This is a genomic window from Atopobium sp. oral taxon 810 str. F0209, from assembly GCF_000466405.1.
Lineage (GTDB): Bacteria > Actinomycetota > Coriobacteriia > Coriobacteriales > Atopobiaceae > Olegusella.
This window is the reverse complement of record NZ_KE952943.1, coordinates 80,449-92,973: the sequence shown is the minus strand read 5'-3', so window position 1 is coordinate 92,973 and position 12,525 is coordinate 80,449. Positions and strand designations below refer to the sequence as shown.

Genomic DNA, 12,525 nt, shown 5'->3' with positions numbered 1-12,525 from the left:
CGCCCTTCACGGGCGCGTGGATTGAAACAGGCTGACCTTAGAGCGCGTCTGGAGAATTTCTTGTCGCGCCCTTCACGGGCGCGTGGATTGAAACAAAAGCCAAGCGATGCAATCCGCGCTACAAGGTGGTCGCGCCCTTCACGGGCGCGTGGATTGAAACGAGTATCTATCTGAAAAGACGGCGGGTGTGCATGGTCGCGCCCTTCACGGGCGCGTGGATTGAAACATCTTTTCACCTCCCCTACTCATCCACTTTGTCCCGTCGCGCCCTTCACGGGCGCGTGGATTGAAACATTAATGCGGAAACTTCCACAGACAGGATGCCCTGGTCGTGCCTTTTACGGGTGCACGGGATGGCATCACTTGGCGTCTTCGCCCCTTGGATGCCTAGAATGGGTCACGCCTACAGCGAAACGCCCGACGAAGATGCAGGCTGGGACAGGGAGGAAGTCTACAAAGACACCCAGCAGCAGCGAGCACTCGAAGCAGAGATACGCAAGAACAAGCGCATCGCAGCTAATGAGAGCGCTACCGACCTCGAGAAGGCAGAAGCCAAGGCAAAAATCTGGAACGCCCAGAAGAAGCTCCGTGAGCTTACGTCCTCCAAGCCGTGGCTTCGTCGTGATTCAAGCCGTGAGAAGGCGCTCGAGCTAGCGGTACAGCCAAAAGGAGTGAAACTTAAATCATCCTTGAAAGCATGGGAAGGGGCTGAATTTGGCGGTACCTTTGGCGGAAGGACAGTAAAAGCGCGACGTGACTATGCAAAGTGTGGAGGTGCGACCATAGATGAACGCACGGGTGCAAGGTTTGCGCTGTTCAACGATAGAAACCGTGCGGGAATAGTAAAGGGTTCTAATCTCAAAGGTATAGCGGAGAAGAAGCAAACAGCGCTACTCTCTGGCCTTGAACTCGCTATGAAAGAAATGCGCCTACCCCCAACAGCGCTCAGATATATCAGCACAGAAGACCTCGGCGGCGATATTGCAAGACTTGAGCGTCGCGGAAACTCATTCTTGCTAAAGGTGGATGCCAAACAAGCCCGCAGGCTAGACCCAGACCAGATAGAGCAAGTGGCATATCATGAAATGGGGCACATGGCAGCACAGCGCCTGCTCTCAGAAAGAGAGTGGGAAAGTGAACTTAGCAGTCTTACGGCATATCGCAACGGCGCGCGGTATTTGCCGCAAACGAAAGCCAGTAGAGTTGTTATAAACGAGCTGATAAAGGCGAAAATTCCAGCTAGGTACTCATCTGAGGATGGTAAAATAAGATTCAGCGACAAAGAATCTGAGGCGGTATCCACGCTAAGAGATTTTTCAGAGTACGCCTTCGATGGGGCTGAGCGAGGAGCGCAAGACGACGAACTTATCGCGGAGGGGCTTAGGTATTACGGAGTGCATGGCCCAGATAACAACGCCATAGCAGATGCTATTTACGACGCGATAGTAGGAGGCGAGCATGACAGCCAAAGACATTAACGGGATATGCAAGAAGCTGGGCATACGTCGCGAAGACCTCTTTAATGCTGAGCGTAAGCTAGACTTTGCGGCAAGCGAGCACTTTGATGAACTCCCAGAGTGGAGCGCTTATGCACACGCGCAAGAACTACTCACCAACGTCGAAATGCGAGCGCTCGCACTTTACCATCCAGGTTTGCAAGTGGCATACCCTGAAACGTTCGGAGCCTTCGCTTCTTAACCTCACCGCGTGAATCACCTCATAACCTCCCTTCTAGTTGCTGAGATACGCTCAGCACGAAAGAGGGAGGTTAACTTATGCTGGAAGACCCCACCAAGGGCGAGGACAACACCAAAGACCCCGAGGGCGGCGAGGGACAAGACCCCAAAGACCCGCAAACTGGCGCAACAGCAGGAACCGAGCCACCCGCAGGCGAGGGAGCAGACCCCAAAGACCCTAGCGGCAGCTCCACGGTAAACCGCAGCAAGTACGATGCCGATATTCGCCGCCGCGATAAAGCCATCGCAGAACTCAAGAAGCAGCTCGCCGAACTCACCGAGGGCAAGGCAGCAGCGGGAGATGAAACCGCAGCATTTTTACTAGCGTGGGCAAGGCTTTTAAGCGCTGCTTATATTAAAAACGACACTGAGATGCTGGCTGGTTAACTGGGTAAAAAACGCTATCAGACTCACAATTTGTTAAAGGGTGCTTCTTGAACCCGATGTGGTCACTTTAATGCAGGCGGTTCAAAAGCGTACCAAACGGCTCGAGAAACCCCACATATGTTCATCGTCCTGTCAATGGGCAATATCTTGCCGGCCCCCAGATAGCTAGTCCGGGGGCTGGCTTTCCTCACCTCTGCCGCCGGGGCCGCGAGCGTGTCCTTAGGTTCGGGGCGTTGCCCCGATGACTCGGATGCTCGATGCGATCCATTCACAGATTCGCGGCTACCCTTAAGGTTGCGGGGCCCGCAGTACGATTCTCTTCGGCGTGGGCGGTGTCGCAGACGGTGCCTTTCGGCTTTCAGTCAGGTATCGCGCATGGCCGGACCACAGCCCGGCTGCGCATGGGGTTTTCGCGATTCGCCCCGCGCATCGTGGCCTGCGGCGGGCGGAGGGGATGGATATGGTTTTCGGCTCACGCCGCCGCGAGCTCCTTGCGAACCTGCAGGCCGATTCGCCAGATCCACCGAATCTGCTCGCCGACGATTGCGACGCGCGCAGTGTTGGGGTGCTTTCCGTTCTCGACGAGGTGCCTGTAACGCGCACGCAGACGCACATCCGCCTCGCGGGCGAGCCTCGTCACTTCCGCAGACACCTCGTGGCCGGCGCGCTGTTTTTTCGGAGGGGATGTTCGCCTAGATATGGACGCGTTTCCCTCGACGAGGGAGCGCCTGAGATGGGAGCTGCCCTCCTTGGTGATGGCACCCTGACGTCTGCTGTCGCCGGTCGTGTTCTCAGCGGGCGTGCAACCTATCCACTGTGAGACCTTCCGCCCGCTGCGGAACCGTGAGAAGTCACCAAACTCGGAGACCGCTAGAAAGGCGGTGGGGATCGCAACGCCCTTCAGCATGCACAATGCATCGACGTAGGGTTTCCACCTCGGTTTTTCCGTCTCTTCGGCGACGGCCTTGCGGAACTCGCGGTCCCTGGACTCGAGGGCATCGAGGTCCTCAAGCATCATGCCCAGCGTCCGCTGCGACAGCGGGTCCCCCAGGTCAGCGGATCGGACCCATTTCCTGTAAGCGACCGTCCAGACCCCCTTCGGTCTCCCGGACGGTGTCTTCTCGTTCCAAACGAAGCCATGCTTGAGCAGTAGGGCCTGAATCTTTTGCTTCTTGGCCCTCACGGCACGACTAGCAGCATCGGCTGCGCGAACCAGGTCTCACGCCCCCTCTACGTCGCGGTCGGGCACCCAGACGTAGGACACCTTGCTTGCAGGGTTCCATATTTCACTTAAGATCACGCCGGCATCAGCCTTGTCGTTCTTGTGCCGCCGGTCCCTAGAAGACCTCGGCAGCGTCGTGACGGCGATGATATCGCAGGCCACACCCGCCTCTCGCAGGAACCTGCACAGCTCGAAGCCAGTGCAGCCTGATTCGTAAACGCACCTGACGGGACCGGGTGGCGTTTTCACCCAAGCGGCGAGGTCCGCTTCCATTCCCTCGCCGGAAAACCGCTTGGACCAATATTCTCCAGTGTCTGCCCTCAACGCCTTGCATGTGACGCTCCTTGCGTGCACGTCCATTCCGACTTGAGTGGTATACTCGCTCATCGGGAAGCCCCTTCTCTTTGTGACTCTGGCAGCCGGTTTGCAGGAACAGATCAGATGCTAACCCACGGCTAAGCGCAACGGGGCTTCCTTCCTGCATTCCGGATTGCTCGAGCCCGGCTCTACGATGAACATATCGTCAGGTAAAAATTGACGCAAAGGTGCTTATTGGACCCTCTGCAAGTAAAAGGGTGCTTACTGAACCGTTTGCAGGCGAAAAGGAGCATATTGAACCGCCTGCGGGAGAGTGTGGGAGGGGAGCGCCTGCGGGGGAGCCCAGGATGGGAGTGCCTGCAGGGGAGCGCGGGAGCAGGGCGCATACGCGCAGGTATGCCCTACGCGTCCTGCAGCACCATACCTGCTTTCCACGCGCCTTACTTGCTCAACCTCGACTTTGTATCGGGGCGAATATGCTCGAAAATCGCAGGAGCACCTTCGCGCTCAGACTCGGCGAGGTCGGCTTCGCTGCGTACGGTCCAGGTAACCATACGTGCGCCCATCAGACGCGTCGCCAGCCACACAAAGGGATTACGGCGATCGGCAAACTTATACGAGATATAGTCTGGCCTGCCCATCACATTGCACAGTAGCCAAGACTGTCCTACACGTAAAGGCAAACCGTACTTCTCGGTACCCAAATCTAGCAAAAAGTCCTCGCTTAACTGTCCGCGCAACACGCCAGGACGGTGGCGACGTAGCCACCACAGCACACGCGTGTCAAAGCTCTGGATGCAGTAATCCACATCGTGTCGGTCAAGCGTTAGCATCACCAAGCGCACAAGGTCAGCGTAGTTGGTAACGGTAGTCTTGAGCTCGATCAGCACTGGTGCACAGCGGCGCTTGGTCTTAGGATCAGTATCAAACAAAGCAATAGCCTGCGCAAAAGTGGGGATCTGCTCATCAGTGCCTAGTAGGCGATATTCGCAGAGCTCCTCGTGAGTGAGTTGCTCGACAAAACCCGCACGACCGCATACGCGCTCAAGGTCAGAATCGTGTACAACGACAGGTATATTATCTTTGGTGAGGCGTACATCCATTTCGACACCATAGCCCGCCTCAGCTGCTGCACGAAATGCGGGCAGGGAGTTTTCGGGCACAAGATTTGCCCAGTCTTTGACGTCATCTTTCCAGAGCGGTGGAGCTACCACGGCATCAGGACTCTTGGTGATGACCTTGTCAGTGAACTGCACAATCTTGTCAGGGAACTGCATGATGCCGTCGCCCTTGCCGACACCCTTAAAGGGGTCTCCTGCCATGCCCTTGGGGTAAGCCTGCGCTGAGGGCGGTTCGTCAAAAAGCCCGCGATGTGCGTAGCGGTGCTTCTCGATTTCCTTCCACTTGGCGGTTGTTTGCCAGTCGCGCTTACGTGGGGCTACAAAAAATGCTGCAGCTCCTACGACGCCTACCGCAGCAGCGCCAGCCTTCAGCAGAGCGCGACGTCCCTCCGACGTGAGGTAGGGCTTGCGATGCTTCAAAAATGATGAGATAGCATTCGTTGACATGAGCTCTCCTTCCGCTCTGTATTCTTAGCATCTTAGTGCGTTTTTGCCGAGCGCGCCCGCCTCAGTGGTTGATGGTTAGAATAGGAACATAACGTCTCGAAAGGACCTTATGGCTGCCAAGCATCTAAGACAAACATCTGCCACCGAGTTGGCTCGTCGTGCCCGTCAAAACCAAGCAACTTTGCCACCAGCGCATATGGCGCTAGGGAAGCAGGACATGCGTGTTACAACAGCCGCTGACGCTGCGGCGGATGTAGCCAAGCAGAACCCAGCAGATAGTATCTCAACTGAGATAGCCGTCGGGCGCTCTGCTGCGCTGATGAGCGTGCTTGTAGCTATTAGTCGTATCACGGGATTTTTCCGTACTTGGGCGCAGGCTTTTGCTCTGGGTACTTCGCTGTTATCCAGTTGCTATACCGTTGCCAACAACCTACCCAATCAGCTCTACGAGTTGGTAATCGGCGGCATGATTGTGACAGCGTTTTTGCCAGTCTATCTGTCAGTCAAAGAGCGCTCGGGTCGCGAAGGCGCAAATGCTTATGTATCCAATCTGCTTTCCATTGTATTTTTGCTGATGGCAGCGCTCACGCTGCTGTGTATTGGGTTTGCGGGGCAGTTGGTCTATTTGCAATCGGCAGGTACCGATCAGGCTCAGATGACCAATGCGGTTTGGCTCTTCCGTTTTTTTGCAGTGGAAGTACTGTTGTATTGCTTGTCGTCTGTTGCGTCGGGCGTGCTTAATGCCGAGCGAGACTATCTGTGGTCGAATGCAGCTCCTATCTTTAATAACTTCATCACGATTGCATCGTTTCTACTGTTTGCAGCATTGCAGTCAACAAACTTGCCGTTGGCAATGCTTGTTCTAGCGTTGGGTAATCCCTTGGGCGTGTTGGTACAGGTTGTCATGCAAATCCCCAGTCTGCGTCGCCATGGAGTGCATCTTAGTTGGCATATTGATCTGCATGACCCTGCGCTCAAAGAAACATTGGCTATTGGTGTCCCCACCCTTATTACGACAGGCTGCGCTTTTGTAACGGTTTCAGTGATGAACTCCTATGCATTGATGGCTCTGCCCGACCAAGGTAGTTCGGTGCAGTATTACGCGCGTCTGTGGTACACCCTGCCGTATTCAGTGCTTGCAATTCCTGTGACTACAGCAATGTTTACCGAGCTATCAGATATGTATGCACGCCACGATATGACCAGTTATGTGCGTGCTTTTACCAAAGGAGCAGGGCAGATTCTTTTTACCCTGCTGCCTTTTATGATGTATCTCATCGTATTTGCGGGACCTTTGATGCAGTTACTGCGTTTGGGTGCGTTTGACAGTGAAAGCGCCAATATCACAGCGTACTATCTGCGTTTCTTGGCCTTAGCTTTGCCTTTCTTTGGTTTGTCGACCTTCTTTCAAAAGGTATTTTCCTCAATGCGGCGCATGTTAAGCTTTGCTTTGGTCAACGTGGCGGCATCGGTGGTGCAGGTGGCATTTACTGCGTTATTAACCCCCATAATTAGTATTGCGGCGGTGGCCCTGGGTTCGGCGGCGTTCTACTTTTTTATTGATTTGCTTGCCTTTGTACTGCTTCGCCGCGAGTTGGGCCATATTGGTATTCGCGAGCTATTAGGTGCTACTGTTTGGTCGATGGTTCTTGGCGCTATTGGGGCAGCTGTGGGCTACTTTGCCAATGTGCAGTTGGTGGCGCTGGGGCTTGCTGGGTCTTTGGTACGCACGCTTGTGGCACTTGCCATCTCGGGTATCTTGGCGGTGTTGGTAACTTTTGGGGCAGCGATAATCTTCAAACTCCCTCAAGTCTCCTTTTTACGCCAGTTGCTTGGAAAGTTTTTTCATCGTCGCAGTTAAAAAGAACGTTTAGGCGTCCTGAACATATCAAAAAATTCGGTGAACGGTGTGTTTTTCTTTGCTAAGCGTATGGTCTTTGGCAGAAGGTGTGCCGTCTGCGCTAAAATGCTTTCCATATGCGATACAGGAAGGTGAAACGATGCAAAATTCGCAGCACAGCACAACTGGTATCACGCGTCGCATACAAGGCAAGCATATTGCCGCCGTTTTGGGCCTTGTACTTATGTCCGCGAGTGCACCAATGATGGCTCCGCGCATCGCGTTTGCAGATACCTCTGCTCAGCTACAGTCTCAACTTGATGATGCCAAGGCGCATCTGAACGAGATCCAGACCAAGCTCATGGCAGCAGGCGAGGAGCTTAATGATACGCAGTATCAGCTTGAGCAGACCAAGACCAAAATCACTGAGACGCAAAAAAAGATTGATACCACCAAGACTTCCATCAAGGAAAACACCGAGAAGCTGGATAAGCGTCGCGGCGTGCTGGCTGATCGTGTGTCGGCCAACTACAAGATGGGTGGCACGTCTTTGCTGAGCATCGTGCTTGATGCCGATAGCTTGGAGAGTTTGATTTCCAATATTTACTATGCCGACAAAGTGGCTGCAGCGGACAAGTCTCAGATTGATGAGATTTCCGAGCTTAAAGGCGAGCTGGAAACTCAGGAAGCCGAGCTACAAAAACAGCAGAATGAGCTCAAAGAGCAAGAGAGTTCTCAGCAGAAATTGGTTGATCAAAAGCAAGCCCAACAAGATGAGCTGGCTTCTCAACAAGCAGATCAAAAGGCCTATATTGATAGCCTTTCGGCTGAGGTGCAAAAGGCTTTAGAGGCTGAGGCCGAAGCAGAACGCAAGCGCCAGGCAGAGGCTGCAGCCGAAGCAGCTCGCCAGGCCCAGGCTGAGATTGATGCTCAGCAGCGCGAGCATGAAAGCAACAATGCTAATAACGCTGGTAATACGCAGCACAATAGCAATAGTGGTGGATCTTCTTCTAACAATGGTAGTTCGCACAATACAAACAGCGGTGGCACGGTTAACCCACATTTTGATGGTAGTACGCGTTCTATCATTGTTCAGGCAGCATATTCCTGCATTGGTACGCCATATGTATTAGGTGCCTATAGCCCTGGTACCGCTATTGATTGTTCAGGTTTGACTAAATGGGCTTATGCACAGGCAGGTCTGAGCATTCCTCACAGCTCTACAGCGCAGCGCAACATGACCAATATCAAGCCAATTTCGCAGTGCCGACCTGGTGATATGGTCTTTTGGTATGGTCACGTTGCGATTTACGTAGGCAACGGCAAGATTGTCCATGCCAACTACGGCGGCGTTGAAGAGACTACGCTGTACGGTAGCTATCTCGGTGGCGGTTGTCCCTTTAATATCTAGGCATGAGACTCCAAAATGCGGCGGGTCCCAGCTGGGGGTCCGCCGCATTTGTATGTGTATAAGTAGGGAAGGAAGTCCTGTGAGCCAACAAGTTGCAGCAGCGCGTCATATTCACAGTGAAAAAGACGTGGCAGAGCATCTGGTACCGGTAGTTTTGGGTGCCGATATTTTGGGCTATTCATACGTGCGCTGCTTTCATGAGGCTTATGGAATGAATTCCATCGTGTTGGCATCGGCAGATGTCAAAGCAACTTCGTCCAGTCGTTTTGTTGACTATCGCGTGGTAGATGGCATCGATCAAGAAGATGCCCTGATTGCCTACCTTAGTACGCTGGGGATGCAGCTGGATGCTCAAGACAAAGTAGGTATTTTGGTTGGTTCGGGCGACTGGTACGCGCGTATTTTGTCACAGCACAAGACTGAGTTGATGCAATGGTTTGTAGTGCCCTACATTGACTTTGATCTGCTTGATGAAATTACGCAAAAAGAGCGTTTTTATGCGCTTTGCGAGGAGTTGGAAATTCCGTATCCAAAGACGCGTACCTACGACTGCGCCGATCCAAACGTACGCATTGATACCAGCGAGTTTGCCTATCCTTGCATCGCCAAGCCATCCAATTCGGCACGCTATCACTACGCAGAATTTACAGGCAAAAAGAAGATTTTTGAGGTTGAAACGCCAGAGGAATTAGAGCGAATTTTTGGTGCGTTGCAAGCTTCAAGCTATGACCGCGAACTGATTGTGCAGGAGTTTGTGCCAGGCGACGATGATAGTCTGCGTTCGATTACGCTCTTTGCTGATGAGAACGGTGATGTGCGTGTGTCGGCTATGGGTCGCGTAGTACTGCAAGATCATGCACCGTCAGCAATTGGCAACCCAGTGTGTATTTTGGGCGAGCGAGATGAGCGTGCTATTGCAGATGCTAGTCGTTTTTTGAAGCGCGTAGGGTATCACGGATTTGCCAACTTTGATTGCAAGTTGGATCCGCGTGATGGCAGCTATAAATTTTTTGAAGTAAACACGCGTCCTGGGCGCAATAGCTATTACCTAACGCTGGCGGGCGTGAATTTTGTGACACTCTTTGTAAAAGACTATGTACTAGGCCAGGTCATTCCTGTGCAGAAGGCTAATAAGCCTTTTGTCTATGCGTGTATTCCACCCGTAGTTGTACGCAAGACCGTCAAGGATGCTGCATTGCGTGCGCAAATTCTAGATATGTATCATCAAGGCCTGGCAAAGTTTCCGCTGGATTATGCGGCAGATTCTCTTCGTCATCAGTTTTGGGCATCAATTACCTATCATCATCAGGTGGCAAAGTTCAAGAAATATGTTTGGGATACAGGCGGCAAGCAGGCCGCTGCTGACTAAGGTCTGCTTGTATGACTATCAAAGATCCTGCAGCTCATCAGCCAGATTTGCATTCGCGCATTCCACGTCCCGAGGACGAGGGTCTACCTTCGATTGCCGAGCAGGTGGAGCGTGTGCCTACCGAGCCAGGTTGCTATCTGTGGAAAGATGCCCGTGGCGATGTTATCTATGTTGGTAAGGCCAAAAATCTGCGCGCTCGTATGAAGCAGTATGTGCAGCTGACCGATGATCGTCTTAAGATTCCACTCATGATGCAGGTTGTACGCTCGTTTGACTATGTGGTTGTGGGATCTGAGCACGAGGCGCTGGTGTTGGAGCGCAATCTCATTGGGCAGTACCACCCGTACTTTAACGTCGATTACAAAGATGATAAAAGCTATCCCTACATTGCGGTGACAGAGTCCGATCCGTATCCAGCGATTAAATACACTCGCGAAAAGCATCGCAAGGGAACACGCTATTTTGGGCCTTATACCGACGCGCGTGCAGCGCGGCAAACCATCGATACCCTGCGTAAAGTAGTGCCTATTTGTGTTTCTACCTGTGCGGAGTGGCGGCGTTGTCAACGCTATTTGGCATCTCACCCAGACGAGGTTGCAGTGGCTCCGCTGGTGCTCGGCAAGCTGGGGCGGCCCTGCTTTGACTATCACGTGGGACGCGGTCCTGGTGTATGCGCAGGGGCTATTGATACGCCTGAGTATGCACGACATGTAGACCAAGTAGTGCGTTTTTTGTCGGGCAAGCGTCGGGATGTACTCAATGAGTTGACCGAGCAAATGCATGATGCTGCGGCAGATTTGGACTTTGAGCGTGCTGCTCGCCTAAAAAAGCGTCTTGATGCGCTGGCAGCAACAGGTGAGCGTCAAGAAGTGATGTTTTCTTCTGATGTGAATATGGACGTGATTGGCTTTACGCGTGAGGAGACAATTAGCTGCGCCTGTGTCTTTGTTGTGCGTGAAGGCGTAACAATTCGTAGTGCTGAGTTTGTGCTGGACAAGGGCCTTGACGTGACCGAAGAAGAGCTGGTTGACGGCTTTTTGTCTCGTTATTACAACGAGACGGCTGACATTCCTGCTGAGGTAGATGTAGCGGTGGGGTTACCTGATGCAGCTGCTGTGGGGGAGTGGTTGGCAGAGAAGCGCGGTCATGCCTGTCGTCTGCATGTGCCTCAGCGTGGCGAAAAAGCGCACCTACTGCAAATGGCTGCTAACAACGCACGTCATGCACTCAATCGATATATGGTGCGTACGGGTTATGCAGACAAGCGCACCAATGAGGCATTGCTGCAGTTGGAAAGTGCTTTGGCGCTTGATGCGCCTCCCATGCGTATTGAATGCTATGACATTTCTACCTTGCATGGAGCGTTTACCGTGGCATCAATGGTGGTCTTTACCAACGGACGACCAGATAAGGGTGCATATCGTCGCTTTAAAATTCAAGCCGAACTGGATGAGGCAAACGACTTTTTGTCTATGAGCGAGGTATTGGGTCGACGCTTTTCGTCCGAACGTGTAGCAGATGAGCGTTTTGGCAGTCTGCCTGATTTGCTGGTGGTTGATGGTGGCAAGCCCCAGCTGTCAGCTGCGATGGGGCAGCTGGCTGAGCTTGGGCTTGATATTCCCGTTTGTGGTTTGGCGAAGTCCGATGAGGAAGTATTTGTCCCTTGGGATGAGACTCCTGTCGTGTTGCCGTCAGGTTCTGCTTCCTTGTATTTAATCAAGCAGGTCCGAGACGAGTCACATCGTTTTGCGATTACGTTCCACCGTGAGTTGCGTACTAAAGCACAGTCTGTGTCGATTTTGGACGAGATTCCTGGTGTTGGACCCAAGCGTAAAAAGGCGATTATGGCGCGGTTTGGCTCGTTCAAGCGCCTGCGTGAGGCGTCGCCCGAGCAAATTGCCGAGGCTAAGGGCGTATCTGCTGCTGTCGCTGAGGCCGTCTGGCAAGCTCTCCGTGCCTTTGAAGCCGAGCAGGACGCCGCTCAGGTGGGCAGCGATGGTGCTGCTGATGCTGATGACGCCGCCAGCGTCAATGCGTAGCATCCCATGCAGGTGCCTACTGCACAGGTACCGCTGACCACTGCATCCGTTGTTGCTGACACTGCATAGCCATCTGGCGTCACTGAACAAACTTTCACTAGTGACAACAAATATTTCCGCCATCAGCAACATTTCATATTATGCCGCTAGCAGCAAAATAGAATGAAATATTCAGAGACGATTTAGGGACAAATCGTGGCTGCTTTACCGATAAGCGTGCGTCTCAGATGAAAGGTTCAGGACTCAACTCTGCTTGTTGTGATAGAAGCCACACTTCATTTCACACGCCACCCAAAAGCCACGTTCTGTTTCATGTTAGCTACCAAACGACACACTCTGTTTCAGCAATCGCGGCCCTGCTTGCCAAACGCCACACTCCGTTTCATCTCGGGTGCCAAAAGTCACGTTCTACTTCACTTTTTTAGCCAAAAGCCACACATCTCTTCACGCCCATCTCTTCACGCCTAAAAAATCTACCTGCGGAAACGTCAGACCCTTTGAAATAGAGTGTGTCTTTTGACATTTTTTCTGAAACAGAACGTGGCGTTTGGCAAGCAGAACCGCTTTGCTTGAAATGATGTGTGGCTTCTGGCAAGCAGGACCATGCCGATTGAAAGAATGTGTGGCTTTTGACA

The 12,525-nt window shown here is 52.9% G+C and carries 10 protein-coding genes; 7 read left to right on the top strand and 3 right to left on the bottom strand.

Annotated elements, in window-relative coordinates; translation table 11 throughout:
• Nucleotides 1-353: 353 nt before the first annotated feature.
• From HMPREF9069_RS09200 to HMPREF9069_RS03360, 3 genes are all read left to right on the top strand, one after another.
• Nucleotides 354-1,478, top strand: coding sequence for a phage minor capsid protein (locus HMPREF9069_RS09200; protein ID WP_021625744.1), 1,125 nt, complete (start codon nt 354-356; stop codon nt 1,476-1,478).
• Nucleotides 1,459-1,698 carry a hypothetical protein gene (locus HMPREF9069_RS03365; protein WP_021625743.1) on the top strand — a complete coding sequence of 80 codons (240 nt, stop codon included), beginning with the start codon at nt 1,459-1,461 and terminating at the stop codon, nt 1,696-1,698. The genes HMPREF9069_RS09200 and HMPREF9069_RS03365 overlap by 20 nt, the downstream gene beginning before the upstream one ends.
• A 77-nt stretch (nt 1,699-1,775) precedes the next feature.
• A complete protein-coding gene (locus HMPREF9069_RS03360) occupies nt 1,776-2,123 on the top strand; it encodes a hypothetical protein (protein ID WP_021625742.1) in 348 nt (115 codons plus the stop codon).
• A 472-nt stretch (nt 2,124-2,595) separates the two neighbouring features.
• Here the strand turns inward: HMPREF9069_RS03360 and HMPREF9069_RS03355 are convergent, their stop codons facing one another.
• The 3 genes from HMPREF9069_RS03355 to HMPREF9069_RS08805 form a co-directional block, all read right to left on the bottom strand.
• Nucleotides 2,596-3,306 (bottom strand): IS110 family transposase, encoded by a 711-nt coding sequence (locus HMPREF9069_RS03355; RefSeq protein ID WP_021625741.1) that lies wholly within the window; start codon nt 3,304-3,306, stop codon nt 2,596-2,598.
• Nucleotides 3,307-3,342: 36 nt separating this feature from the next.
• On the bottom strand, nt 3,343-3,732 hold the full coding sequence (locus tag HMPREF9069_RS03350) for an IS110 family transposase (protein ID WP_021625740.1): 390 nt from the start codon (nt 3,730-3,732) through the stop codon (nt 3,343-3,345).
• A 371-nt stretch (nt 3,733-4,103) separates the two neighbouring features.
• Complete coding sequence (locus HMPREF9069_RS08805; protein ID WP_021625739.1) at nt 4,104-5,231, bottom strand: glycerophosphodiester phosphodiesterase family protein; 1,128 nt, start codon at nt 5,229-5,231, stop codon at nt 4,104-4,106.
• A 109-nt stretch (nt 5,232-5,340) separates the two neighbouring features.
• On the opposite strand from HMPREF9069_RS08805, the gene murJ reads away from it, so the two are divergent.
• The 4 genes from murJ (at nt 5,341) to uvrC (ending at nt 11,890) form a co-directional block, all read left to right on the top strand.
• Nucleotides 5,341-7,092 (top strand): murein biosynthesis integral membrane protein MurJ, encoded by a 1,752-nt coding sequence (murJ, locus tag HMPREF9069_RS03340; protein ID WP_021625738.1) that lies wholly within the window; start codon nt 5,341-5,343, stop codon nt 7,090-7,092.
• 139 nt (nt 7,093-7,231) lie between these two features.
• Nucleotides 7,232-8,482: a C40 family peptidase gene (locus HMPREF9069_RS03335; RefSeq protein ID WP_021625736.1), complete on the top strand. Its 1,251-nt coding sequence runs from the start codon at nt 7,232-7,234 to the stop codon at nt 8,480-8,482.
• Nucleotides 8,483-8,561: 79 nt separating this feature from the next.
• Nucleotides 8,562-9,851 carry a carboxylate--amine ligase gene (locus HMPREF9069_RS03330; RefSeq protein WP_232204031.1) on the top strand — a complete coding sequence of 430 codons (1,290 nt, stop codon included), beginning with the start codon at nt 8,562-8,564 and terminating at the stop codon, nt 9,849-9,851.
• An 11-nt stretch (nt 9,852-9,862) separates the two neighbouring features.
• Nucleotides 9,863-11,890, top strand: coding sequence for an excinuclease ABC subunit UvrC (uvrC, locus tag HMPREF9069_RS03325; protein WP_021625734.1), 2,028 nt, complete (start codon nt 9,863-9,865; stop codon nt 11,888-11,890).
• The last annotated feature ends 635 nt before the right edge of the window (nt 11,891-12,525 follow it).